The organism is Streptomyces sp. NPDC101181 (assembly GCF_044767975.1).
In the GTDB taxonomy this organism is placed as follows: domain Bacteria; phylum Actinomycetota; class Actinomycetes; order Streptomycetales; family Streptomycetaceae; genus Streptomyces.
Genome location: NZ_JBIWOX010000009.1, coordinates 1 through 23,883, shown reverse-complemented (window position 1 = coordinate 23,883; position 23,883 = coordinate 1). Strand labels below are relative to the sequence as shown.

Annotated in this window: 27 protein-coding genes; 15 read left to right on the top strand and 12 right to left on the bottom strand. The window is 70.7% G+C overall.

The window, feature by feature from the left end:
• Positions 1–31 precede the first annotated feature (31 nt).
• Complete coding sequence (locus tag ACIRRU_RS15445; protein WP_403680317.1) at positions 32–622, top strand: hypothetical protein; 591 nt, start codon at positions 32–34, stop codon at positions 620–622.
• A gap of 124 nt (positions 623–746) precedes the next feature.
• On the top strand, positions 747–1,256 hold the full coding sequence (locus ACIRRU_RS15440) for an SRPBCC family protein (protein WP_403680315.1): 510 nt from the start codon (positions 747–749) through the stop codon (positions 1,254–1,256).
• On the opposite strand, the gene ACIRRU_RS15435 is transcribed toward ACIRRU_RS15440, so the two are convergent.
• Positions 1,253–2,131: a pentapeptide repeat-containing protein gene (locus ACIRRU_RS15435; RefSeq protein ID WP_403680312.1), complete on the bottom strand. Its 879-nt coding sequence runs from the start codon at positions 2,129–2,131 to the stop codon at positions 1,253–1,255. The genes ACIRRU_RS15440 and ACIRRU_RS15435 overlap by 4 nt on opposite strands.
• 253 nt (positions 2,132–2,384) lie before the next feature.
• On the opposite strand from ACIRRU_RS15435, the gene ACIRRU_RS15430 reads away from it, so the two are divergent.
• Positions 2,385–2,882, top strand: a complete 498-nt coding sequence (locus ACIRRU_RS15430) for a hypothetical protein (protein WP_403680309.1) — start codon at positions 2,385–2,387, stop codon at positions 2,880–2,882.
• A 65-nt stretch (positions 2,883–2,947) separates the two neighbouring features.
• On the top strand, positions 2,948–3,175 hold the full coding sequence (locus tag ACIRRU_RS15425) for a hypothetical protein (RefSeq protein ID WP_403680307.1): 228 nt from the start codon (positions 2,948–2,950) through the stop codon (positions 3,173–3,175).
• 96 nt (positions 3,176–3,271) lie between these two features.
• Here ACIRRU_RS15425 and ACIRRU_RS15420 read toward each other — a convergent pair whose 3' ends face one another.
• Complete coding sequence (locus ACIRRU_RS15420; protein ID WP_403680304.1) at positions 3,272–4,354, bottom strand: enoyl-CoA hydratase/isomerase family protein; 1,083 nt, start codon at positions 4,352–4,354, stop codon at positions 3,272–3,274.
• 184 nt (positions 4,355–4,538) lie between these two features.
• On the opposite strand from ACIRRU_RS15420, the gene ACIRRU_RS15415 reads away from it, so the two are divergent.
• Positions 4,539–6,662, top strand: a complete 2,124-nt coding sequence (locus ACIRRU_RS15415) for a SpoIIE family protein phosphatase (RefSeq protein WP_403680302.1) — start codon at positions 4,539–4,541, stop codon at positions 6,660–6,662.
• 53 nt (positions 6,663–6,715) lie between these two features.
• Here ACIRRU_RS15415 and ACIRRU_RS15410 read toward each other — a convergent pair whose 3' ends face one another.
• Positions 6,716–7,405: an LAETG motif-containing sortase-dependent surface protein gene (locus tag ACIRRU_RS15410; protein WP_403680299.1), complete on the bottom strand. Its 690-nt coding sequence runs from the start codon at positions 7,403–7,405 to the stop codon at positions 6,716–6,718.
• 238 nt (positions 7,406–7,643) lie between these two features.
• Between ACIRRU_RS15410 and ACIRRU_RS15405 the strand changes: the two genes are divergently transcribed.
• Positions 7,644–8,345, top strand: coding sequence for a histidine phosphatase family protein (locus ACIRRU_RS15405; RefSeq protein WP_403680296.1), 702 nt, complete (start codon positions 7,644–7,646; stop codon positions 8,343–8,345).
• Between the two features lie 28 nt (positions 8,346–8,373).
• On the opposite strand, the gene ACIRRU_RS15400 is transcribed toward ACIRRU_RS15405, so the two are convergent.
• The 3 genes from ACIRRU_RS15400 to ACIRRU_RS15390 form a co-directional block, all read right to left on the bottom strand.
• Entirely contained in the window at positions 8,374–8,862 is a 489-nt protein-coding gene (locus ACIRRU_RS15400) for a GNAT family N-acetyltransferase (protein WP_403680293.1), read from the bottom strand.
• A gap of 39 nt (positions 8,863–8,901) precedes the next feature.
• Complete coding sequence (locus ACIRRU_RS15395; RefSeq protein WP_403680290.1) at positions 8,902–9,999, bottom strand: DUF6397 family protein; 1,098 nt, start codon at positions 9,997–9,999, stop codon at positions 8,902–8,904.
• A 121-nt stretch (positions 10,000–10,120) separates the two neighbouring features.
• Complete coding sequence (locus ACIRRU_RS15390; RefSeq protein ID WP_403680288.1) at positions 10,121–10,534, bottom strand: roadblock/LC7 domain-containing protein; 414 nt, start codon at positions 10,532–10,534, stop codon at positions 10,121–10,123.
• A gap of 141 nt (positions 10,535–10,675) precedes the next feature.
• On the opposite strand from ACIRRU_RS15390, the gene ACIRRU_RS15385 reads away from it, so the two are divergent.
• Complete coding sequence (locus ACIRRU_RS15385; protein ID WP_403680286.1) at positions 10,676–11,104, top strand: PPOX class F420-dependent oxidoreductase; 429 nt, start codon at positions 10,676–10,678, stop codon at positions 11,102–11,104.
• A gap of 24 nt (positions 11,105–11,128) precedes the next feature.
• On the opposite strand, the gene ACIRRU_RS15380 is transcribed toward ACIRRU_RS15385, so the two are convergent.
• On the bottom strand, positions 11,129–11,824 hold the full coding sequence (locus ACIRRU_RS15380; protein ID WP_403680283.1) for a GTP-binding protein: 696 nt from the start codon (positions 11,822–11,824) through the stop codon (positions 11,129–11,131).
• Positions 11,825–12,067: 243 nt separating this feature from the next.
• Between ACIRRU_RS15380 and ACIRRU_RS15375 the strand changes: the two genes are divergently transcribed.
• The 5 genes from ACIRRU_RS15375 (at position 12,068) to ACIRRU_RS15355 (ending at position 16,909) form a co-directional block, all read left to right on the top strand.
• Positions 12,068–12,433, top strand: coding sequence for an ArsR/SmtB family transcription factor (locus tag ACIRRU_RS15375; RefSeq protein WP_403680281.1), 366 nt, complete (start codon positions 12,068–12,070; stop codon positions 12,431–12,433).
• Positions 12,417–15,197 carry a magnesium-translocating P-type ATPase gene (gene mgtA / locus ACIRRU_RS15370; protein ID WP_403680278.1) on the top strand — a complete coding sequence of 927 codons (2,781 nt, stop codon included), beginning with the start codon at positions 12,417–12,419 and terminating at the stop codon, positions 15,195–15,197. The genes ACIRRU_RS15375 and mgtA overlap by 17 nt, the downstream gene beginning before the upstream one ends.
• Before the next feature lie 89 nt (positions 15,198–15,286).
• Complete coding sequence (tatA, locus tag ACIRRU_RS15365; protein ID WP_403680276.1) at positions 15,287–15,451, top strand: Sec-independent protein translocase subunit TatA; 165 nt, start codon at positions 15,287–15,289, stop codon at positions 15,449–15,451.
• A gap of 113 nt (positions 15,452–15,564) precedes the next feature.
• Positions 15,565–16,140 (top strand): TerD family protein, encoded by a 576-nt coding sequence (locus ACIRRU_RS15360; protein ID WP_363204037.1) that lies wholly within the window; start codon positions 15,565–15,567, stop codon positions 16,138–16,140.
• A gap of 166 nt (positions 16,141–16,306) precedes the next feature.
• Positions 16,307–16,909 carry a class I SAM-dependent methyltransferase gene (locus ACIRRU_RS15355; protein ID WP_403680272.1) on the top strand — a complete coding sequence of 201 codons (603 nt, stop codon included), beginning with the start codon at positions 16,307–16,309 and terminating at the stop codon, positions 16,907–16,909.
• 143 nt (positions 16,910–17,052) lie between these two features.
• Here ACIRRU_RS15355 and ACIRRU_RS15350 read toward each other — a convergent pair whose 3' ends face one another.
• Positions 17,053–17,958, bottom strand: a complete 906-nt coding sequence (locus tag ACIRRU_RS15350) for an oxygenase MpaB family protein (protein ID WP_403680270.1) — start codon at positions 17,956–17,958, stop codon at positions 17,053–17,055.
• 203 nt (positions 17,959–18,161) lie between these two features.
• Between ACIRRU_RS15350 and ACIRRU_RS15345 the strand changes: the two genes are divergently transcribed.
• Positions 18,162–19,067: a hypothetical protein gene (locus ACIRRU_RS15345; protein WP_403680267.1), complete on the top strand. Its 906-nt coding sequence runs from the start codon at positions 18,162–18,164 to the stop codon at positions 19,065–19,067.
• Between the two features lie 96 nt (positions 19,068–19,163).
• Here ACIRRU_RS15345 and ACIRRU_RS15340 read toward each other — a convergent pair whose 3' ends face one another.
• The 4 genes from ACIRRU_RS15340 to ACIRRU_RS15325 form a co-directional block, all read right to left on the bottom strand.
• Entirely contained in the window at positions 19,164–19,517 is a 354-nt protein-coding gene (locus tag ACIRRU_RS15340; protein ID WP_403680265.1) for a transposase, read from the bottom strand.
• A gap of 8 nt (positions 19,518–19,525) precedes the next feature.
• The gene (locus ACIRRU_RS15335) at positions 19,526–20,737 is read right to left on the bottom strand and encodes a cytochrome P450 (RefSeq protein WP_403680262.1); all 1,212 of its coding nucleotides are present in this window, start codon (positions 20,735–20,737) and stop codon (positions 19,526–19,528) included.
• Between the two features lie 135 nt (positions 20,738–20,872).
• Entirely contained in the window at positions 20,873–21,721 is an 849-nt protein-coding gene (locus tag ACIRRU_RS15330; RefSeq protein ID WP_403680259.1) for an NmrA/HSCARG family protein, read from the bottom strand.
• Positions 21,722–21,792: 71 nt separating this feature from the next.
• Positions 21,793–22,179, bottom strand: a complete 387-nt coding sequence (locus tag ACIRRU_RS15325) for a hypothetical protein (RefSeq protein ID WP_403680257.1) — start codon at positions 22,177–22,179, stop codon at positions 21,793–21,795.
• A gap of 922 nt (positions 22,180–23,101) precedes the next feature.
• Here ACIRRU_RS15325 and ACIRRU_RS15320 point away from each other — a divergent pair.
• Together ACIRRU_RS15320 and ACIRRU_RS15315 are read left to right on the top strand one after the other, a co-directional pair.
• On the top strand, positions 23,102–23,251 hold the full coding sequence (locus ACIRRU_RS15320; protein ID WP_403680255.1) for a LysR family transcriptional regulator: 150 nt from the start codon (positions 23,102–23,104) through the stop codon (positions 23,249–23,251).
• A 115-nt stretch (positions 23,252–23,366) separates the two neighbouring features.
• Positions 23,367–23,702, top strand: a complete 336-nt coding sequence (locus tag ACIRRU_RS15315; protein WP_403680252.1) for a hypothetical protein — start codon at positions 23,367–23,369, stop codon at positions 23,700–23,702.
• Positions 23,703–23,883 lie beyond the last annotated feature (181 nt).

The following is a 23,883-nucleotide window of genomic DNA, read 5'->3' as shown; positions in this document are numbered from 1 at the left end:
TCCAGGAGGGAACGGGCGAGGGAGGAGTGTGATGCGAGTGCTGACACGCGGCATGGTCAACCGGACGCTGCTCGGTTCGGCGGGGCTGGTGCTCCTCCTCGGTGGTGCGTGGCTGGCCGTTGGCGGCGGTTCTGTTGGGAACTCAGCTCGTGACGTTCTGCCGGGCTGGTGGCCGATGCCCGCCGTCGACCGCGTCCTGCTGGACCGCCACCTGCTGGCTCGGCTCCGGGACAACGGCTGGTGGAGTCCCGCCTCGGTCGGGACTCTCGCCCTTGCGCTGGCCCTGCTGGTGTGGTGGTTCACTCGCCAGCTGGCCGTCGGCACACCCCGGTGGGTGGAGATCGGGTCCACCGGGGTGAGGTTGCGCAGACGGGCGTGGGAGCGGGCGCTGACGACGCAGGTGGTCGCGATCGACACGGTGGCCCGCGCCCGGGTCCGCCTGGTGGGTCGGCCGATACGCGCGGCAGTGATCGTCACCGTCGAACCGGAGGCCCGGCCGACGGAGGTGCTGCGGGGCGTGGCCCGAGTCATCGCGGATGCCCGGGTCTCCGGTGGAATACCCGGCCTTCCGGCAGACGTACGCTTGCGCGTCGCGAACCGGCCAGGTCGGCGGGCGCGTTGACGGGAGCTCGCCCCGCCGCCCCGCCGGAGCTACTTGACAGTAAGGTGTGGCCCGGGAGGTCGGCTCCACGGCCCGTCCAGCTCCCGAAGTGGTCCGACGACGGCCGTGGGCAAGGAGCCTCGCCATGTCTCGCACGATGTCCGTAGCGGACAGCATCATCATCGATGTCGCCCCCGCCGAGGCCTACGAACAGCTCAGCGATCCCACAGCGATGGGCCGCTGGAGCCCGGAAAACCGTGGGGCGACGGTGCGGGGTGAGCGGCGGGGTGCGTACGTGGGCATGGTCTTCGAGGGCCGTAACAAGCGCGGCGCGGCACGCTGGACGACCCGGTGCACGGTCACGGCGGCGGACCCCGGCGAGCGCTTCGCGTTCCGGGTCGACGCGATCGGCCTGCGACGGCCACGGCTGCCGGGGTCGATCGCCACGTGGGAGTACCGCTTCGAGGCGGTGGACGGAGGCACCAGGGTCACCGAAACCTGGACCGACGACCGGCGCTCGTGGCCGGATTTCCTCGCCCACGGCTTCGATCGCGTCGCTACAGGCGGGAAAACCTTTGCCCAGTTCCAGCGCGGCAACATCCGCACGACGCTCAAGCGCCTCAAGGCGGCTTTGGAGGAGGGCGGCACATCCTAGGTGTGCTGCCCGGCCGCGGCCCGGTCCACCTGGTCGGTCTGGTCGGGCTGATCCGCCCAGTGTGCCGGGCGGGTCAGGGAGGCGGGGAGGGCTGTCTTCGCACTGCCGCGGGCCGCGGTGATCTGAGACTGGGTGAGGAACAGGCTCCCGGTGAGGTCGGCGCCGGACAGATCGGCGTCACGGAAGTCTGCCCCAAGCAGGTCCGCCAGACGCAGGTCCGCGCCGGAGAGGTCAGCGGCGATCAGGTAGGCCCCGCGAAGATCCGCTCCGCACAGGTCCGCGCCGGGCAACCGGGCCCCGATGAGATCTGCGCCTCGATGGTTGCGCTTCTTGCGGCGCGATGTGGTGGCCCGGACCAGCTCGCTGGTGCGCAGGAGTAGACCGGCGACGCGGTCCCGGTGGGTGGCGAGGTCGAGCTCCGCGAGGTCGACGGCGGGCCGCTCGGTGTGCCGTTTTGTCACCTCCAGGGCCCGGCGGATCTCACCGTGCAACGGTCGCGCGGAGGGGAGGGTGAGCGCCTCGGTGAGATACCAGAGGAGTTCGTGGAGCTGGCGCATCACCGGGAACACCTGGAACATCTGCGCGGCGATGTCGGGGGACGAACGCCAGTCGCGGCCCCCGTAGGTCTCCTGGGAAACTTTCTGGCCCGCGCCGAAGCAGTCGTACACGGTGCAGCCGGAGAAGCCCTCGGACCGCAGCCGGGTGTGGATGCCGCAACGGAAGTCGTCTTGGAGGTTGGGGCAGGGTCGTCCGGCGTCCTTGTCGATGGCGAAGTCCGACGAGGACGTCAGTGTCAGGGCTACACAGCACAGGGCGAAACAGTTCGCGCAGTCCGCTCGCAGAGCTGTCCGCGTCTCCCGTTGTGGTTCGTGCACCTGATGTGGCTCTTGTGCCTCACGCTCTGCCCCGGGGCCTGACGCTTCGGGACGTCCCGAAGCATGATCGCGCGAGAGGTGCTGGGGGTCGGGCACGGGAACGAGTCCTTGAAGGGGGGCTGCTGCGGTGACGCAGCGCTTCGGGCTGCTCGCACTGCTCTGGTCGTAGACCGGGGAACTCTAACAGCGCGCGGAATGCGGGAGGCTCCCGGTGCAGACTGGGCGCGTACTGGTCACGGGGCGGGAGAGACGCATGGATGCCGAGGGCAGCAGCAGATTCGAGCCCGCGACCGGTGACGGCACACTGTCGGCCGAACCCGTGGAGAAGCGGGCCGCATCGGTGCGTACCGCGTTCGAGGGGCTGTTGCAGATCCGTCGCCTCACCGGTGTCGGGGCAGCCGATCCCGAGGCTGCGCCGGCGGTATGGGAACGGAACCAGCCGGTTCGTGCGGTTGCCTTGGCTCTGGAGTGTTCCGGGGCCGCTCCGTCGGCGGTGGACGTGTCGGGGCGCCGTGTGTCGACCGGGTACCGGGTGCTGGCGGGTGAGTCGGCCGGGTCGGTTCGGGTCGAGTGGGTCGGGCCTCCGGGAAGCGGCGCCGCTCACGAGGAGGACGAGGCGCTCGCAGGGTGCGCGGCCTCACTGCGACGGCTCGGCTGGACAGTGCTGCTGTACCGGGGGCCGCGTAGACGGCGTTATCTGGAAGTGGAGCCGCCGGGTGCCGGGGCGGGCGACGGGCGCGGCGGTGCTTGAGGGGGCGTTGTCAGACCCATGAGAGATGCTTGACGGTCCGACAGTTCCGACGAGGGGATGCTGAGATGGACAAGGACGAGCTCGCCGCGGCGCAGGCGTACGTCCGGCTGCTGGAGGCCACCCGGGCCGTGCTCGCGGATCCGGACGCGGCACCGGTCTTTCTGCCGTTGCTCACTTCACCGATGAGGGAGGCCGATCAGGCGCTGCGCAGTGCGGGGCTCACGGGCAATGAGGACAAGCTGTTCGCTCTGGTGAGCTCTTTGCAGCCGAGCCTGTCCGGCAGCGACCGATAGGCGCGCCCGGACCGAGCGGCGCGACGTGGGGTGAGCCCGTCGGCGAGCGGCGGTGGCGGACCCGCGGTATGACGGGCAGGGCTGGGGTCGGGTGCGCTACGGCGTGTGTTCGGTGTTCCCGGGAGCCAGGCCCAGTTCCTTTTCGCCAGGGCTGAGTGGTGCGAAGAAGCGGGCAACCTGCTCGTCGTCGACCTCGGCCAGGGTCGCGGGCTTCCACTGCGGGTTGCCGTCCTTGTCGATGATGCGTGCCCGGACGCCCTCGACGAAGTCGGGCTGCTCGAACGCCCGGCTGGAGACGCGGAACTCCTGGTCGAGGACGGCCTCCAAGCTGTCGAGGCGGGCCGCCCGGCGGACAGCGGCGAGAGTGACCTTGAGGGCGAGGGGCGACTTGGTCAGGAGTTCGGCCGCCGTGTCCGCCGCCTCCGGGACGGCGGACTCCTCAAGGCGCCGGACGATCTCCTCGACGGTGTCCTCGGCGTAGCAGGAATCGATCCAGGAGCGTTGCGCGCCGAGTTCTCCGGCGGGCGGTTCCGTTGCGAACTGACCGACAGCGTGGGCGATCTCGGCAGCGGTGCCCGTCGCGGAGAGAGCATCGGTCAGAGTCGTCAGGTGCCGTGCCGGGAGGTAGTGGTCGGCCAGGCCGCACAGGAGGGCGTCGGCCGCTCCGACAGACCGGCCGGTGAGGGCGAGATGGGTGCCGAGTTGACCGGGTGCGGCGGCGAGCAGACGGGTGCCTCCGACATCGGGGACGAAGCCGATGCCGGTCTCGGGCATGGCGATACGTGAGCGTTCGGTGACGACACGGGTTCCGGCGTGGGCCGACAGGCCGACTCCGCCGCCCATCACGATGCCGTCCATCAGTGCGACGTAGGGCTTGGGGAACCGGGCGATGCGGGCGTTGAGACGGTATTCGTCGCGCCAGAATTCCAGGGATGCGCGGCCCGCGGCCCGGGCGTCGTCGTGGAGGGCGCGGATGTCGCCGCCCGCGCAGAGGCCCCGGTCGCCCGCGCCGCCCAGCACCACCGAGACGACCGTGTCGTCCTGCTCGGCGCGGGCGAGGGCCTCGTGGAGCAGGTTCACCATGGTGTGGCTGAGAGCGTTGAGGGCTCGGGGACGGTTGAGTGTGATGTGCAGGGAGTGACCGCGCATCTCCAGCAGGACGGGCCGTTCGTCGTTCATGCGCGCTCCGCTCGCTCGTGGTCACCGCCATTCTGCGGCCCCTGGGCCGGAGCCGGGGACCTGGGGTACGTCGTGCGGAGACGCGGGGCGAGACTTCTGTGGCACTCCGGTGGAAGCGGCTCGACAATTGGGGTCAACGGGGCGTGCCGACGTACGGCCCCGCCGGACGACCTCCGGAGCAGGAATGACCGACGACGAACGGCGGCAGGACGCCGAAGCCTCTCCGCTCCGCGGGATCGACCGGAAGACCAACGGTGAGATCCGGCCGACGGAGCGCCTCGCCATGAACCGGACCGGCAGCTTCGTCTGGGATATGGACACGCGGACCCTGGACATCGACGAGGCGGGGTTGATGGTGTTCGGCGTGGATCCGGCGACGTACGACGGGCGTCCGGGCGCGCTGCTGGGGCACTTGGAACCGGCGGAACGGGCCCGGCTCGACGTGACCATCGGCGAGGCCATCACCGGTGGCAGCAGTTCCTACAGCGTCCATTTCCGCGTCCCGCTGGACGACGGGACCACGCAGTGGACCCATGTACAGGCCCGGATCCTGCGTTCGGAGGACGGAAAGGCCCATCGGATCGTGGGTGTCGTCCGGGATGCGACCGCGGAAGTCACCCATTCGGCCTTCGTCCTCGATCTGGAAAAGCGGCGGCAGCGGCAGACCAATATCGTTGAACGCACAACGAGTGCGATGTCACGTGCGGTGACCGTGGACGATGTGACGGCGGCGCTCACCGGGCCCGGCGGTCTCGCCCGGCTCGGCGCGGACGGGCTCGCGCTCGGACTGGTCGAGAACTACGCGCTGAACGTCGTCGCCCTGAGCGGCGAGTCGTTGGAGGTACTGGACGGGCTCGGCTCCGGCGATCTGCGTCGCGATCTGCCCTTGGCGGACACGATCCGCAGCGGCCGTCCGCGGTTCATCACGTCGCTCGCCGCGCTGGCCCGCCGCTATCCGGAGCTGGAACCGCATCTGGGAAGGCTCCGGTTCCGGGCGGCCGCTTATCTTCCGCTGGTCGCACAGGCCCGGTCGCTGGGCGGGATGGCCCTCTTCTACCGGGAGCGCACGGTCTTCAACGCGGACGAGCGCATCCTGTGCCTGGGGCTCGCCGCCATCGTGGCCCAGTCGTTGCAGCGGGCGATGCTCTTCGACGAGGAGCGGGAGTTCGCCACCCAACTCCAGTCGGCGATGCTTCCCCCGCGGATCCAGGACATCGAGGGCGGCGAGATCGCGGTCCGCTATCACGCCGCGTGGAGCGGCCGCCAGGTCGGCGGCGACTGGTACGACGTGATCACTCTCCCAAAGAACCGCTACGGGCTGGTGGTCGGCGATGTCCAGGGGCACGACACCCATGCTGCGGCGATCATGGGCCAGTTGCGCATCGCGCTGCGGGCCTATGCCGCCGAGGGACACCCCCCGGCGACGGTCCTGGCACGGGCCTCACGCTTTCTCGCCGAACTCGACACCGAACGCTTCGCCACCTGCACCTACGCCCAGGTCGACCTGGCCTCCGGCGCGGTGCGGGTGGTCCGGGCGGGGCACCTCGGCCCGCTGATCCGGCACACGGACGGGCGGGTCGGCAGCCCGCAGGTGCGCGGCGGCCTTCCGCTGGGCATCTCGACGGACCTCCGGGACGAGGAGTACCCGGAGACGCGTCTCGATCTGGTGCCCGGAGAGACCTTCGTGCTGTACACGGACGGGCTGGTCGAGGAGCCGGGCGCCGACCTCGACGTCGGGGTGGACGCGCTGCGCAACGAGGTGAGTGCCGGTCCCGCGGGGGCGGAGGCGCTGGCCGACCATCTGTCGGAGCGGCTGTGGGAGCGGTGGGGCTCTGGGGACGATGTGGCCCTGCTGGTGCTGCGCCGGAGCCCCGATGTGGGGTCGACCCGCGCGCCGCGGCTCCACCAGTACATCCATCAGGCGGACCCGGAGGGGCTGTCGGACGCCCGTTCCATCGTGCGGCAGGCCCTCGTCGACTGGGACCTGGCGGAGTTCGCCGACGACGCGGAGCTGGTCACGGGCGAGTTGCTGGTGAACGTGCTGCTGCACACCGAGGGCGGGGCGGTCCTGACGTTGGAGGTGCTGCCCGAGCCGGTACGGCGTATCCGGTTGTCGGTGCAGGACCGTTCCAGCGCCTGGCCCCGCCGGCGTGCACCGGGCGAGACGTCCACCTCGGGCCGGGGGTTGCTCCTGCTCGACGCGGTCGCCACTCGCTGGGGCATCGAGCCGCGTGGGGAGGGCAAGGCCGTCTGGTGCGAGATCGGTCCCCCTCCCCCGGCCGCCACCAGGCCGCCGGTCCGACCCTGAGGGGTGTGCCGCAGCACGGAAGCGCTGCGGCACACCTCTCGGGCGAGGGAGCGTCAGCTCTGGGCGGTGCGCCGCTTGCGGACGGCCCAGAGGATGCCGCCGCCGGCCACCAGGACCGCGAGGGCGGCTCCGCCGATGACCGGGGTCGCCGACGACGAGCCGGTCTCGGCCAGGTCCGGCGAGCTGGGGCTCGGAGCGGGGACGGCGGGCGCGGACTCCGAGGGCTCGGAGCTCGGCGTGTCACTGGGCGCGGGCGGCTCGGTCGCCGGGGGCTCCGACGGCGCCGGCTCGCTGGGGGCGGGCTCGCTAGGGGCGGGCTCGCTAGGGGCGGGCTCGCTAGGGGCGGGCTCGCTGGGGGCGGGCTCGCTCGGCGTGGGGGTCCCCTCGCACACCTCGGCCGTCTTCGTCTCGTCGATCGAGAACTTGTCGACGCCGTTGCCGTCCTTGACGACCAGCCGGACGGAGAGCGGCTTGCTGTGCTCGGGGAGCGTCAGCTTCCGCTGGAACTCACGGCCGAACGTCTCGGTGGGGAGCAGGTCCTTGCCGTCCACCGAGACGGTCACCGTGTTGGCGGCGCCGCTCGTGTAGTTGGTGAGGTGGACGCTCACCTCGGAGCAGGTAACGGCCCAGGTGGGGGTGTGAGCCGCGGCCGGACCGGCGGAGATGACGCCTCCGGTCAGACCGATGACCGCAGCGGCCACGAGAGCTCCCGCGCCACGCCGCGATCTCCTGGGTATGGTCATGGATTCTTCCTCCAGATGAATCTCCGCCCGAGTGGCGGTGGAGCGCACAGTACTGCCCCCGACCCCGAAGGTCGCACTCAGCCCCCGTACTTCTTCGGCCGGACCAACTCGGTTCATAAGCGTGCCACTTCCGACAAGGCGGACAGGTGCTGTCCGTCAGCCGTGGCCGAATGAGAGAGTGGCTTTCGCAATCCCGCTGCCCCGCACACACGCCCTGACCTGGAGCCTGACCCGTTCTATGCGTTTGCTGCTGATCCGCCACGGCCAGACACCCTCCAACCTCGGCCACTTCCTCGACACGGCTCGACCGGGTCCCGGTCTCACCGATCTGGGGCTGCGTCAGGCCGCCGCGCTGCCGCAGGCGCTGGCCGGTGAGGACATCGGCGCGCTGTACGCCTCCACCTTGACGCGTACACAACTCACCGCCGCACCCCTGGCCGAGGAGCGCGGACTCGACGTGCTGGTACGGGACGGTATCCGGGAGATTTCAGCCGGTGATCTGGAGATGCGGGCCGACGAGCCTGCGGCCCGGGAGTATCTGACGACCGTTTTCGCCTGGGCCGCGGGGGACACCGCGCGCAGGATGCCCGGGGGTGAGGACGGGCTGGAGGCGCTGTCCCGGTTCGACGCCGTGGTGGCCGAGGCAGTGGCCGGGGCGGACGGATCCCGGTCCGTGGCGCTCGTCAGCCACGGTGCCGCGATCCGGGTGTGGACCGCCGCCCGCGCCAGGAACGTGACGGTGGAGTTCGCCGCCGAACACCGCCTGGACAACACGGGCGTGGTCGTCGTCGAGGGGTCGCCGGACGCCGGATGGACTGCCATGTCCTGGGCCGGAACGGTCGTGCCGCCGGTCACCGCCAGCGGCCCGGATGACGCCGGTCCGGCGGGGCGGACTCTGCCGGACGTCGGCAGTGTCGCCCCGGAGGGGCCTCGGGGGTGACCTGCCGACCGGTGACCCCGGCCCGCGGTCACAGGGCTTTGTGCATGATGTGCAGTCCCACATAGCCCTCGGTCGGATGGCGGAAGCCTTCCGGGAGCGTGCCGATCACGTCGAATCCGATCGACCGGTACAGCCTGACGGCGTGGATGTTCGTCTCGACCACGGCGTTGAACTGCATCGCCCGGAATCCCTCGGCGCGCGCCCAGGCCACCGAGTGTTCACACAGGGCCCGGCCCACGCCCCGGCCGGAGTGTGCGGGGTCGACGAGGTAGGTGGCACCGGCGATGTGCGACCCGTTGCCCATGTGGTTGCGGTTCATCTTCGCGGTGCCCATGACCGTCCCGGACTCGTCGACGGCGACGACGACGCGGCTCGGCGCCGGGACGAACCACCACCCCTGGGCATCCTCGTGTCCGAGGTCGAGCGGGTAGGTGAGGGTCTCGCCCGCGGCGACGACCGAATGGAAGAACGGCCAGATCGCGGGCCAGTCCGCTCGTGTTGCTTCCCTGATCAACATCCGCACAGCATGACCGATCGAGGGGAAGCCCGCGAAGGCTTATCCGGCACCCCTCGCGCGCCAGCCCAGCCTGGCCAGCAGTCCCCTGCCCGGCGGCCGCCGGGTCGCCGCCCGCCGAGTCCCGGTCCGCGCCACCGCGAGGGGCGCCGTCGGCGCGGCCGCCTGAGCCGGTGCCCGTACCGCCGGCCGCGCCGGTGCGGAGCCCCGGCTCCTTGCCCTCTCCGGCGCCCGCGCCGACTCGCGGGCCGACGCCTCCGGCGGTGCGGTCCGAGGCTGTTGTACGTCCCCGGGGCGCGGTGCGGGCCGGTCCTCGCGGGCCCGGTCGAGCTCCAGGGTCAGGTTGACCCGGCGCCACAGGATCTCGTCGGGGTCGTCCGCCCGCATTAGTTCACCCATGGTCTCCCTCGCGGACGTCGACGCCGGTCGGCCGAAGACCGGCTCCGGCCTGGTCCGTGCGAGATAGGCGCGTTCGTAGGGGTCGTCCACCACTTCCGCCAGGTGCACGGCGTCCAGGGTGATCGCCTGGACCGCCGCGCGCGCCCACGGATCCTCCGTGCGGCTCAGCAGCCGGTCGATGCGCTGGGAGCGCCAGTTGCGTGCTCGCCAGTCGGTGCCCGACTCCAGCGCCGTGCGCATCCCCAGCGGCGTCCGCCCCGCGAGAAGCTGTGGCTCCCGGACGGCGAACGAGGCCAGTTCGTCCGCGAGATAGAGCCAGACCACCGCCCGGTACCGGTTCAGGTAGAACGTGACCGGACACACGCAGCCGGCGCGCGCCAGCCGGGTGAACCGGGCCGGGGCGATCCCGAGCAGAGCGGCACCCTCCGCGGTGCCGACCGTCCTGACTCGTTCGGCCAGTTCGTCGGGGAAGCCCGGCCGTGAGCGCAGCCGGGCGATCTCCCTCTCCCGCACCCGGGGCCGCCCGCCCGCGGGTCCCGGGTGCACGGCGATCAGTCCCAGGTGAACGGCCAGTTCGAACTCGGCGCGCCGGAGTCCGAGCTCCTGGGCGGCGCGTCCGGCGGCGACGGTCGCCGAGGCGTCGCGTGGTGCGGTCTCCTCCGTGCCGAAGGTCGGCTCGGCGTCCGCCCCGGGCGAACGTCCGTCCCGCTCACCGGTGCGGGCGGCTTCCTGCATCGTCATAGCTCTCTCCCCGTACGGATCGACTACTCTCCGTGATTACGGTAGCCCGAGGGAGCCAGTTCGCGTCAGCCCTGTGGATAACGTGCTGACGGCGAAGAAAGCGCAGGTCAGCGGGGGCGGGTCAGAGAGGGCCGATGTCTTCCGGTCCGCTCTGGCGGGCGGAGACCCCGAGGTGCTCGCCGACGCGGTTGACGAGCAGGGTCATCTCGTAGGCGACCTGCCCGACGTCGGCCTCGGCCGCGGTCAGGACGCTCAGGCAGCTGCCGTCCCCGGCGGCCGTCACGAAGAGCAGGGCCTCGTCGAATTCGACCATCGTCTGGCGGGCCCGGCCCGCACGGAAATGCCGGCCCGACCCGCGCGCCAGGCTGTGCAGTCCGGAGGAGACGGCTGCCAGGTGCTCCGCGTCCTCGCGGGCGAGGCCGGTACTGGCACCGGTGACCAGTCCGTCGTTGGACAGCACCAGGGCGTGCCGTATGTGCCGCACCCGGCCGGTCAGATCGTCAAGGAGCCAGTCAAGTCCTCGGTCAAGCGCCACAGCTCGTCCTCCCCGTACCTTCGGTTCCCCGTTCCCCCGCTACGCGCGTAAGCCTCGCGCAACGCTCCCGTCGGGGCAAGCGCCCCCTGTCGCCCGGGGTGCCGCTTCGCGCCATGAGCGCGTCGGGCCCAGGATGGGCGCATGGCACACCACATGACCGAAGAGGAATGGCGGGCGTTCCTTTCGCAGGGCACCCGTACGGCGAAGGTTTCGACGGCGCGGGCGGATGGCAGTCCGCACATCGCGCCCGTCTGGTTCCTGCTCGACGGCGACACGGTCGTCTTCAACACCGGCAAGGAGAGCGTGAAGGGCCGCAATCTGGCACGCGACGGGCGAGTCGCCCTGTGCGTCGACGACGACCGGGCTCCGTACGCGTTCGCCGTGGTCCAGGGGCGTGCCGAGCTGAGCGAGGATCCCGCGGAACTGCTGCGGTGGGCAACGCTCATCGCGCGGCGCTACATGGGGGCCGAGGCCGCCGAGGAGTTCGGTCGGCGCAACGGCGTGCCCGGCGAACTGGTCGTGCGGGTGAGCGTCGACAAGGTGGTCGCGATGGCCGGTCTGGCCGACTGAGCGGAGTGGGCCGGAGCCCGGCTCTCACCCCACGGAGTCGAGCAGGCGGGCGGTGTGGACACGTCCGGCGTACTCGACCGTACGAATCAGGACATCTTTGCCGGAGTCCCGGTCGCGGGCGTCGCAGAGCACGACAGGCGTGCCTCCGGCCAGGTCCAGAGCGTGCGCGACGTCGTGTTCCGTGTGCGCGGGGGCGCCCGGGAAACAGTTGACGGCGACGATGAACGGTATGCGCCGGTGCTCGAAGTAGTCGACGGCCGCGAAGCAGTCCACCAGTCGGCGGGTGTCCGCGAGCACGATCGCGGCGAGAGCGCCATCGCACAGTTCGTCCCAGAGAAACCGGAAGCGGTCCTGCCCCGGCGTGCCGAAGAGGTGGAGGGACAGGCCCGCGTGGATGGTGATGCGGCCGAAATCCAGCGCCACGGTCGTGGCGCTCTTCCGCTCCACCCCGTGGGTGTCATCCTCGCCGCGCCCGCTCGCGCTCAGCGGTTCCTCCGTGCGCAGGGGCCGGATCTCACTGACTGTTCCGACCAGGGTGGTCTTGCCCGCCCCGAAGCCGCCTGCCACCACGATCTTCAGGGTCAGGGCGATGTCCTGGCCGCTCCCGGACCAGCTGCCGCTGCCCCCGTCCCGGAAACTGCGGCGAGTGAAACGGCCGCCGCGGTGGGCACCGCGGTCCGGTCGGGCGCTCTCCGCGCTGTCGACGTGCTCGGAGGGCATGCGCCACCTCATCTCACGAGTCCTGCGGAAATCGCTACGGCTGCGACAGCTTGGCAAGGGACCTCCCCGCCCGAGCGGGTTGATCGTTCTTGACCGATACAGCCGCAAAACGGGCCTCTCTCGTTCCGTCGGGCGCTTTTTCCGCTCTCTTCGGACGGGATCGATGCTCTTCATAGGTTCCGGAAGCGTTCGGCAGGGCCTCTACACTGGCTTTTTCGGCCGCCGGTGACGGGAGAGACAAGCGTGTCGACAGTTTCCGACGGCGGTTTGCAGGATCCGCCCGCGGAGGTGCTGGCGGAGGCCTCGGCGGCGTTCGGTCTCCTGGCGACACCGGCGAGGCTGCACATCGTGTGGGCGCTGGCCCAGGGGGAGAGCGATGTGACGGGGCTGGCCGAACGGGTGGGGGGCACGCTGCCCTCGATCAGTCAGCACCTGACGAAACTGAAGCTCGCCGGACTCGTGCGCTCACGCCGCGAGGGGCGGCGGCAGGTCTATCTGGTGGACGATCCGGATGTGGTGACGGTCGTCCGGCTGATGGTCGGCCAGCTAGCCGAACGCGCCGGGCACTCCGCACAGGAACCCGTCCGCCTGCGTGAGTCCGGTGCCTGAGGGCAGCGCAGCCGCGGGATCCGGACATCCCGCCCCTGGCAGACCGGCCTCCGTCACGCCGTTCCCGGGTGTCAGGACGGGGGCGGGGACGGAAGGCGGGCGTCACCTGGCTCCGGCCCCCGACGCCGGTCCGACCTCCTTGCAGATACTCCGGTCCCTGGACAGCGGTCCGCGCGGACTCCTGGAGAAGGAAGCCGAGGACCGGCTCGGCCGGTTCGGTGAAAACGTGCTGCCCGCCTGGCGGCCCGTCCCCTGGACCCGGCGTCTCGTCCGCAGCGCCCGGGATCCCTTCACCGCCGTGCTGCTCTGCCTGGGTCTGGTGTCCGCTCTCGTCTCGGCCTGGGGCACCGCCTGCGTCACGCTGGCGCTCGTCGGCGTCAGCTGTCTGCTGCGTTCGATCGAGGAGCACCGCGCGGACCGGTCCACCGCCGCGCTGCGGGAACTGGTCGCCACGACGGCGACCGTGGTGCGCCGTGCCTGCCCCGACTCCCCTCCCCGGGAGCGGGAGGTGCCGGTGGCCGATCTGGTTCCGGGGGACGTCATCCGGCTGGGGCCGGGTGATCTCGTACCCGCCGATGTGCGGCTGCTGCGCGCCGACGGGCTCACCGTGCACCAATCGGCTCTCACCGGGGAGTCGGCACCGGTGGCCAAGCGGGCGGTCGACGCGCCGGACCCGGCGCTGTCCGACGAGGGACCATTCGCGCAGCCGCAGTCGTGCTTCCAGGGCAGCAGCGTCACGTCCGGCAGCGGGACGGCGGTGATCGTGGCCACCGGTGGGGAGACACGATTCGCCGCGGCCCACGACGGCCGCGCCCGGCAGCGGGGCGCCAGCGCCTTCGACCGCTCGGTGCAGGGGATCTCCTGGACCTTGATCCGGTTCATGCTCCTCACCCCGCCGCTGGTGCTGATGGCCAACGCGGCGCTGCGCGGGCGCGGACTGGAGACGCTGCCGTTCGCGGTGGCGGTCGCCGTGGGGCTCACCCCGGAGATGCTGCCCGTCATCGTCACCACCACACTGGCGCGGGGCGCGGCCCGGCTGGCGCGTACCAGCGGCGTGATCGTCAAGCGGCTTCCCGCACTGCACGATCTGGGGGCCGTCGACGTCCTGTGCCTGGACAAGACCGGCACGCTGACCGAGGACCGGCCCGTCGTCGAAGGCGCCACGGACGGGGCGGACCGGCCCGACCCCGACGTACTGCGCTGGGCCGCGGTCGGCGCCCTGTGGACCCTTCAGCTGGCCGAACTGCCCGCGCCGGACGCCCTCGACGAGGCGATCCTGGACGCCGCCGGAGAAGTCCATGAGCGGGACCGCCCCACCACCACCGGGGACCTGGCGCCGGAGGACTACGAGGGGGTGGCGGTGCTGCCCTTCGATCCGGTACGCCGCGTCGCGACCGCCGTGGTCCGGCGGCCGGGAAAGCTCGGGGTGCACACCCTGGTCACCAAGGGCGCCGTCGAGGCCGTCCTCCAGCGGTGCGCCATGGACGAGGACGAGCGGGACCGGCTGCTCGGCCTGGCGAACCGGAAGGCCGAGTCCGGGCTGCGTCTGCTGGCCGTTGCGCGCGGCGACCGGGCGTCCCGGCCGGGTGGGTACTCCCCCGCGGACGAACGCGGGCTGACGTTCGTCGGGCTGGTCGCGCTGCGGGACGTCCCGGCGCCGAGCGCCGCCGACGCACTCGCGGTCCTGGCGCGGCGCGGGGTGTCCGTCAAGGTGCTGACCGGTGACCATCCGGGCACGGCCGCCCGGGTCTGCGCGGACATCGGACTGCGCCGGGCCGACTCGGCGCAGGGTGCCGACGTGGTCACGGCCGAGGTCGTGGACACCCTGTCGGACGCCGAGCTGGCCCGGGTGGCGGACCGGGCCACGGTGTTCGCCCGCTGCACCCCCGAACACAAGGCGCGGATCGTCTCCGCCCTGCGCGCGGGCGGCCGGACGACCGGGTTCCTCGGGGACGGCGTCAACGACCTCCCGGCCCTGCACGCCGCCGACGTCGGCATCTGCCCCCGCAACGCCGTCGACGTGGCCCGGGAGGCCGCCGACGTCGTCCTGGCGGAGAAGGATCTCACCGCGATCGACCGCGCGGTGCTGGCGGGGCGGCACAGCAGCGGGAACATCGCCACGTATCTGCGGATCACCCTCTCCTCCAACCTCGGCAACGTCATCGCCATGCTGACGGCCGGGCTGATGCTTCCCTTCCTGCCGATGCTCCCGGCGCAGGTGCTGGTGCAGAACCTGTGCTTCGACGCGGCCCAGCTCGCCTTCGCCTTCGACCGGCCCGCCGCGGCGGTCCTGCGTCGCCCGACGGCACTGCGACCGCGCGACTTCCTCCGCTTCATCACGGGGTTCGGCCTGCTCAACGCGGCCGCCGACCTCGCCACCTTCGGAGTGCTCGCGCTCGCTCTGCACCAGGCGTCCGGGGACAGCGGGGAGGCGGCGTTCCACGCGGGATGGTTCACCGAGAACCTGCTCACCCAGGCCATGGTGATGATTCTGCTGCGGACCGGCCGCAGTGCCGCGGAGCGGCGGGCGGGAGGGCCGCTGCGGGCCGCCGCGGCCGGACTCGCGGCGGTCGGGGTGCTGCTCCCGCTCACCGCGCTGGGCCCCCTGCTGGGCATGAGCGCGCTGCCGCCGCTCTACTACCTGCTGCTCGGCTCGGTCCTGGCGCTGTACGCGGTGGCACTGACGGCCGCCCGCAGGCGCTATGAGCGACGCCACCTCGCCGAGGAAACCGACCCCGCGCCCGCCGCCTCCGCCGCGGTCTGAGGGGCACTCGTACCGGCCCCGCATCACAGTTGTACAGTTGCGCAAAGCGGCAAGTGTTGTCGCCTCGACGAAGCGGAGGGCGGACCGGAATGTTGCGCAATGGCCTGGAGCCCTGGCACCTGTTGATCCTCGCGGTCGTGGTGGTCGTCCTCTTCGGCTCGAAGAAGCTGCCGGACACCGCACGCGCCCTGGGGAAGTCGATGCGCATCCTCAAGAGCGAGGCCAGGGCCATGAAGGACGAGAGTCCTCGCTGACGGTCATTTCATGGCTTGCGCAATCCGGGAACCTCGACGGCCTGTCCGGGCGTTCTCACACATAGCGGCTAGATGCGATACAGCGGAAGAGCACCGAGCACAGGAGGAAGTTCATGGGTGTGACCCTGGCCAAGGGCGGCAACGTCTCACTGTCGAAGGAGGCCCCCGGTCTGACCGCCGTTACGGTCGGGCTCGGCTGGGACGTGCGGACCACGACCGGAGCCGATCACGACCTGGACGCCAGTGCCCTGCTGTGCTCCGAGGCGGGCAAGGTCCTCTCCGACGCCCACTTCGTCTTCTACAACAACCTGAACAGCCCGGACGGCTCCGTCCGTCACACCGGGGACAACCTCACGGGTGAGGGCGAGGGGGACGACGAGTCGGTCGAGGTCGACCTGGCATCGGTCCCCGCCGAGGTCGCGAAGATCGTCTTTCCCGTCTCGATCCATGACGCCCAGAGCCGGGGCCAGAGCTTCGGGCAGGTGCGCAACGCGTTCATCCGTGTGGTGAACCGTGCCAACGGCGTCGAGCTGGCCCGCTACGACCTCAGCGAGGACGCCTCGACGGAGACCGCCATGGTCTTCGGCGAGCTGTACCGGCACGGCGCGGAGTGGAAGTTCCGGGCGGTCGGCCAGGGCTACGCGTCAGGGCTGGCGGGCATCGCCTCCGACTACGGCGTCAACGTCTGACCCGTCCCGGGCTCCGGCACGCGTCGCAGGCACCGGGCGGACGCGTGTCCTCCCGGCTATCCGCGAGGACCGGTTGGGCGAGGACCGGTTGGGCGAGGAGTCATCGGGGAGAGCAAGGAGGGTGGCAGCTGTCGGCCACTCCCTCCCGCCGCGCGATCATGTCCCCATGACCGATGAGCGCACCGCCCATGTTCTGGACTTCTTCACCTCACGTGCGGCCGGGTGGGACAGCAAGTTCCCCGACGACGGACCGGCCTTCGCGACGGCGGTCGGTCTGCTCGGGCTACGGCCCGGTGACGCCGTGCTCGACGCGGGCTGCGGAACGGGGCGCGCACTCGCCGCCCTGCGGGAGGCGGTCGGTCCCGGGGGCGCGGTGCTGGGCGCGGACCTCACCCCGGCCATGCTGGAGGCGGCGGTGCGGGCCGGCCGGGCGGAGAGCGGGACACTGCTCCGCGCCGATGTCGCCCGGTTGCCGCTGCGTGACGGGGTGCTGGACGCGGTGTTCGGGGCCGGGCTGATCTCGCACCTGTCCCGGCCTGAAGCCGATCTCGCGGAGCTGGCGCGGGTGGTGCGCCCCGGCGGTGTGCTGGCTCTGTTCCACCCGATCGGCCGGGCCGCACTCGCGGCGCGGCAGGGGCGCTCCCTCACCGACGACGACCTGCGGGCCGAACCCCGGCTGCGACGCCTGCTGGCAGGTTCCGGCTGGCGGCTGGACTCGTACACCGACGAGGACGACCGCTTTCTCGCCCTGGCCGTACGCCGGAGCTGAACGACGTACGGCGGACCTCAGCGAAGCACGGCGGACCTGAATGCCGTGCGGCGGCTCAGCGACACGGCAGGGCCGACGATCTGCACCGCTCCTCTCCCTCTCTCCCCCCTTCTCCGGCGCGGGTCGTCGGGGCGACCCCGGGGTCAGTCCGCGGATGCCGGTGAGGGCCGGTGGCCGGGCACCGGGCAGCCGCGGACGCCAGGTGTGGGGAACGTTCCGAGTGCGCCGATCGCGTATCCGTCCGGATAGCCCTTGATCTCCGGGTTCTGGCGCGCATAACGCGGCGTACGTCGAGGTGGCAGAAGCCGGACGGTCCGGGCGCGCAGGCGCAGCGCACCCCGGGTCACACCACGGGCCACCGGCCCGGGGCGCGGGTAGCGGAACGCCCTGAGCAGGGCATCGTCCAGCAGTGCCAGGCTGGCGCCCCGGGCCAGCGGAGCGAGTGATGCCGGATACCAGGAGCCCATGAGTGCGAGGGTGGCGTCCGACACCCGCCGGGCGCCCTCGTCCCAGCCGAAGTGCGCGTCCTCGTAGGCGTCGAGGGTTCGCTCGAAGTCCTCGTAGGTCTCCGGCAGGTCCTTGATCCCCATCCGAGTCCCCAGGGTGCGGTAGTAGGCGGCGAAGGCCCGCAGTTCGTGGGCGCTGAGGCGACGCCAGCCGTAACGGTCGAGCCAGCGCTTCGGGGTGACCACGAAGGTGCACAGGACGTAACGCATGTCGTCGTTGCTGATGGCGTACGCGCGGTGCATTTGGTTGATCCGGCGGACCGCGGTGCGGCCCTCCTCGGTGTCGAATCCGTGCTCCACGACGGTGTCGAGCAGCAGGGCGGTGTCGTCGTACCTCTTCTGCGAACGCTCCGTCAGCTCCGCCGTCTCATCGAGCAGTCGGCCGATGCTGGGCACCGCGTAGGTTCGGTAGAGGGCGAGTTCGAGGGCCCGTGCGACGTCCCAAGGGAACTCGTAGGTGACCGTGAGGCGGTAGATCTCCAGGAAGTCCCGCTCCGGGTCAAGTCGCTGAATCTCTTTCAGTCGGTCGTACCGCTTCGACATGGATCCCCCTCGCTCGGCCGATGGGTTTCAGACCCTACGCGGCGCGGCCCACTCGCTCCGCCCCTCGGCTCCTCGGGCACCCGGACGGGTGGGGGGCCACTGCCCGTACGGGCCTCGACGAGAAGGTTACTGAGTAGTTAAGGTGCGCCGACAGACCGCCGGGGGCCGGAGAGAGGCCGGACCGTACGGAGGGTGGCCGATCGGTGAGGGACGGGGAGGACACCGTGGGGGTTGCGGAGGGCGGGGGCGACGATGACGCACTGCTGGTGCTGACCGCGATGCTGCTGACGCCCGCACGCTTCCCGAGCGTGCTCGGTGACGACTATGTGGCCGCGTGCGAGGCGCTTGCCCTCGCCCCCTACGAAGAGGGCTACGGCCTGGTCCTCGGCCAGGACAGCACCGGTGCCCGGTGGACCGTGGTCGTGGAGGACGTCTCCCGGGTGGCGGCCGCCGTCGCCGCGTGGGACTGCGGGATGCGGTACGACCTCTCCCCGGACGGCGACTCCGTGGTGAGCGCGCTGCCGGGCTGGCCGCTGGACCTGACGGTCGCAGCGCCCGGTGTCCCCGAGCCCCACGATCCCGAGACCGGCGACGAGGGCCCCGCGCCGCTGGCCCCTCCCCGCGCGGGCGCCTGGGGTGCGGCGCACCGACGGCTCGGGGCGGACGAGGTGGCCGCGCAGTGGAGTCTCTGGCGAGAGCAAGTGGAGGAGAGCGAGGGAGCCGCTGACGACGCCCCCGGAGGAACAGCCGACTCCGTGGAGACGGCCGATGAGGTTCCCGGCGGACCCCTGGCGGCCCCGGACCCGGACGCGGCTGCGGGCGGCGGTTCACCGGACGTACGCCACCCCGGCATACGGAGGGTCCTGTCGGAGGCCCTCGCCTACACGAGGACCCCGCCGCCTCTTGGGCGGATCCGCTCCTCCTTCACCTCGGCGGACGTACGGACGCTGCGCGTCGACGGCCCCGGGTGGTCGATGGTCGCCAGGAGTGACGACATCGCGCTGGTCCTCCTGGACGAGGAGCCGGGCCACGTGCTGACCGTACGGCGTGGACCCGCACTGCCCGCTCTGCTCAGGGCCCTGGAGGAACTAGCCCTGCCCCCGGCATGACATTGCGGTTCAGCGACGAGCGGCCTGAGGCCTGTCGTCAGACGCCGCGTGGCAAGCGCCAGTTCGACGACAAGCCCCTGGGCAGCGTCTTGTCGATCATGTGTCGAGCCGGATGAGGGTGCTGGCGAGGGTGATGGCGGCGAGGTAGCGGTAGGGATGTTTGTCCTGGCGGGTGGCGATGCCGCGCCATTGTTCGAGGCGGTGGAAGCAGCGTTCGACGACGTTGCGTCGTTGGTAGGCGGCCAGTGAGTCCACCTCCGCCCGGGGCCTGGCCATGGTCAGGAGGTGGTCGAAGGTGCCGTCGGCGGCCCAGCTGGCAAACCGTCCGTGCACGGTCTGCCAGGGGCCGAACCGCTCGGGCAGGTCCCGCCAGGGCAGCCCGGTACGCAACGTGGACACGATGCCCTCATAGACCTGACGGTGATCCCGCCACTGAAATGGCTGCGCCAAGGGGGCACTCAGCCGAGCATGACCGGCAGCTCGGCAACGCCGTTCATCAGGAGGCTGGGGAGCCGTTGCGGCTCGGTGTCCGGGTCGGCCAGCCTCCGGCCGGGGAATCTCCGCAGCAGGCTGCCCACGGCGATGGCACCCTCAAGTCTGGCCAGTGGCGCGCCCAAGCAGTGGTGGATGCCGTGGCCGAACGCCAGGTGCGGCGCAGTAGGTCTGGTGATGTCGAACCGGTCCGGCTCGGCGAACCGCTCCGGATCCCGGTTGGCGGCCAGCAACGACACCAGGACTATGGCCCCGGTGGGGATGGTCACCCCGCCGACGGTGATCGGCGCGGTGGTGACCGAGGGAACGGGCGTCTGCTTCGGGCCGTCGTGCCGTAGTTGCTCCTCGATGACCGCGTGGAAGCGGTCAGGCTCGGCCCGCACCAGCCGCAGCTGCTCCGGGTGGCACAGCAGGGAGTACGCCGCACCACTGATGAGGTTGACCGTTGTCTCGTGTCCCGCGAGGAGCAGCAGGAAGACCATTGAGCTGAGTTCGTTCTCTGACAGATGGTCCTCGCCGTCGCGCGCCGCGATGAGCGACGACAACAGGTCGTCGGCGGGGGTCCTGCGTTTTTCGGCGATGAGGCCGCGCACGTAGGCCACCATGTCCGCACCAGCGCGCAGGTAGGTGTCAACGGGGTGCACCGAGCCGTTGATGACGATCGACGACCAGCCGCGGAATGCATCACGGTCGGCGATGGGGACGCCCAGCAGTTCGGCGATCACCGTGATGGGCAGGGGATAACCCAAATCGGCGACAAGGTCGACCGGGGTGGAGTCCCGGCTCGTTTCGCTCAGGGCGTCGAGCAGATCGTCAGTGATCTCCTGCACCCGGGGCCGGAGCCTTTCGACGCGGCGTAGTGTGAACGCCGCCGTCACCAGCTTCCGCAGCCGCGTGTGATGGGGCGGGTTCATGGTCAGCAGGCTGGTGTACATGGCGGCGTGCAGATCGGGCGGTGTGGCTTTCGCATGAGGTACGACCCCACGGTGCTTGACCACCGCCGGATGCGTAAGCAGCGACCTGGCCTCCGCGTAACCGGTGACCAGCCACACCGGAACTCCGTTGAACAGCGTGTGTCGCTGCACCGGACCGGTTGTGGTGAGCACGTCGAGGGCAGTGGTCCGGGCCGTCCCCGTGGTCTCGGTGAAAGGCGACGGTGCGGGAAAAGCGATGGTCACGGAGCCTCCATATGCTCTGGGAGGAATGGGATGCGAACGGCCTTCAGAAGGCGTTCGGAGCGGCCGCCCGGTTCTCCGGGCGGTGTTCTGACTGCTGAGGGGAGGCGCTTCTTGCTGAGATCGTCCTTTCCGTTCTCAGCCGCGCATTGACCAGTTCTGCCCCGCCGCCCAATCGGTGAAAGAGGTCCATGGCACCTCGGGGAAGTCGGCACGCGTCGCGGCGGCATCGACCGCGTACCCCACCTCGGTGAGGTAGGCGAACATCGCCGCCATGTCCGGGCTGGCGAGTTCCACGGACGCCAGCGGGATCTCGCGGTAGGCGATGTGCCTGCCGGAGGCCCGGCCGATGGACCGCGCCATTTCTGCTGGGGTGGGCGCGTCGCCCGCCACCTCGAGCCGGGCTCCGAGCCAGCGAGCGGGCTCGGCGAGGACGGCTGCGACGACCTGGCCCACGTTTGCCCGGGAGACCTGTTGGAGGGGTACATCGGAGGGAAGCGCCATCGACATCTCACCCCGCGCGATCTCCCGTGAACCGAGGGCGTTTTCGTAGAAGTAGGTCGGGGCGACGACTGTGGCCGGCAGGCCCGACTCCGCAAGGGCTTTCTCGATATGGGCCTTCGTCTCGAAGTGGGGGATGCCGGTATTTCGGTCCGCGCTGGCCACAGATGCCATCACGAGGAAGGGCAGCGAGGCACGTCCTGCCGCATCCACGATGGCGATGCCTTGCTGTTTCTCCGCGTCCATCCCTTCCCCGAATGGAGTGGTCACCGCAAAGGCCGCGCTTGCTCCGTCGAAGGCTCGGGCAAGAGCGTCGGGATCGGTGAGGTCAGCTTGGGCGAGTTCGATGCCGGAGGCCGCCAGGGCCTGGGCTCTAGCGGTTCGTGGATCACGTACGACTGCGCGGACGGGCTGACCCGCCGACCGCAGGGCGGCCAGGACAGCGCCTCCTTGTCCCCCGGTGGCTCCGAGTACGGCGATCGTCATGTGCGTAGTCCTTTCTCCTGTTTAACCGGCGCGTGTTCTCAAGTTGAGCGCTTCCGCTCCTTATCGGCTTCTCACGAAGGCAGTGTCTCCTCACGAATCGTTTGAGCGAACCGGGCGTCCTCGGCGTCGATGGAGGCGGCTTTCTCGATGACCCGGTTCAGGCTGGCGGCAGGGATGACCACTGCGCCCGTGGCGTCGGCATGGACGAAGTTTCCCGGGTGATGCGGACCCCTCCGACCTCTACCGCGATGTCCGCGGCGTAGGGCATCAACGTGTTGCTTCCCCACCGGGGCGGCCAACTGCCCGCTCAGCCCGGCGACGACCACCAGGTTCTCCGCCGAGGACAGCAGCATGGCCATCGACCGCAGGGCCGGCTCTTCGTTGTCGGCGTTCTGTACCCGTGGGGTCGGTAGGCTCGCATTCTGTGCGCCCTGTCCGATGTCGTCTTCACCATTCACTTGGTAACCCCTTTCAGCGGTAGAAGTCGCGTCGTCGCCCAGAGCTCGGCAGGCGCGACTTCTGAAACACGCCTTATTCGCCGAGCTCGGCGCGTACCGCCGCAGTGCGCGCCGGGTCCGGCATCCCCTGCTGGTGGGTCGGCGCTGTCACTACGCTGTGTTGTGGGCAACTGTTCCGTGTCGCTGGTGCCGGATGCGTCGTCCCGCGCACGTGGCGCGGTTCAGCGGGCGAGCACACGGCGGGTCAGCGTCCGGGCCGACGCCGAGATCTCCGGAGTGACCTATCTCGTGAGGTCGTCGGATGGCTTCGCGTCGGGACCGAGGACCACACCGGGCAGGCCGTCGGAGAGCGGGTCGGTGGCCGCGGCGACGCTCGTAGCGAGCGGCGTCCTGCGGCAGCATCAGGCTGGGCTGGATCCCACCCCAGAGACCGCGCAGGTCGGGCGGAAGAATATCGGGGGTCATCTCCGCGTCGTTGGGTGTCAATGCCGCCCCCGGCCCCACGGGGTCCACGACCAGCACGGACACACCACTGCCGCGCAGTTCCTCCGCGAGGTCCAGGATGTGCGGGCGAGCCGGGCCGCTGCCGCCCGGACCTCGTCCGGAGAAGACAGATGCGCCTGGACGAAACGGGCGGTCCCTCCGATCCGGCGGACCGCCTCCGCACCACGGCCGGGGGCCCGGCCCAGAACGACGACGTCGACGCCCTCCTGCCTCAGCCCCGTGGCCACGTGGATACCGACGCCCCGGTTCCCCCTGTGACGACTGCCTTACGTGCCATTTTCCAGCTCCGTTTCTTCCGCTTGAACCTCAAGGAAGGACTGCGGTGGTCACCTGTGTCCAAGGCCCTGACGGCATCGGGGCATGCCTGCCGGGCATGAAGGCGATTCTGGAATAGGGGGAGGTAGCTGCGGAGATTGAATTGAGAAATTCCCGATACCTGTTGGCGGTGGCCCGAGAGGGGACCTTCCGTGGAGCCGCCTCGCGAATGGGGATGACACAGCTGGCGTTGTCGCGAGCCATTTATTGTGTGGTGGACGGAGAAACCCAGCTCGACGAGGTCCGTGCCTGAGACGCGGACGTAGCGGTCGTGCGGTCACCGTTCGGCCGGCGCGGTATCGACAACGAGGTGGTCCGGTCCCACCGTCGCGTTCCTCACCTGGACGCACCGACTCGCCTCCCGCTATGTGATGCAGCGGGCCGAGCCGGCCGACGAGGTATTCCCGCTCTGGTCGGACACCGAAAATCAGGCCGCGTACTCGGCCGAAGTGGATCGCACCGCGTACCCGTGGAGGCCCAGGCCGGTGGTGCCGGACGCGGACCACTACACCGCGCATATCCGGCTAGGGCGCGCTGTCGGGTTCGTCCCGGGGCTACTGCCGGAGCTGACGCTCATCGGCATCAGCGTCGTGCACGTCCCGGACCTGTCGCCGAGCGAGGTGCTACTGGCGTGGTCCGACGCAATGACGTCGCGTCACATCGCTTGCTTCGTACGGCATATCACGCCGTCGCCGACGGCGTGACGGACGGTCTATCGTGAGGGGAACGTCTGCCTGCTTCGGGCTGTCGGTCGTCGCATGGCCTGATGTCATCGAATTCACGCGCAGAGCCCCCCCGTTACCTTCTACGTGGCTCCGCAATGGGGCCTCCGGCCTTCGGGTCCGGCATGAATTCCCCCCCTTGTTGTTCATGATCCGGGGGGGT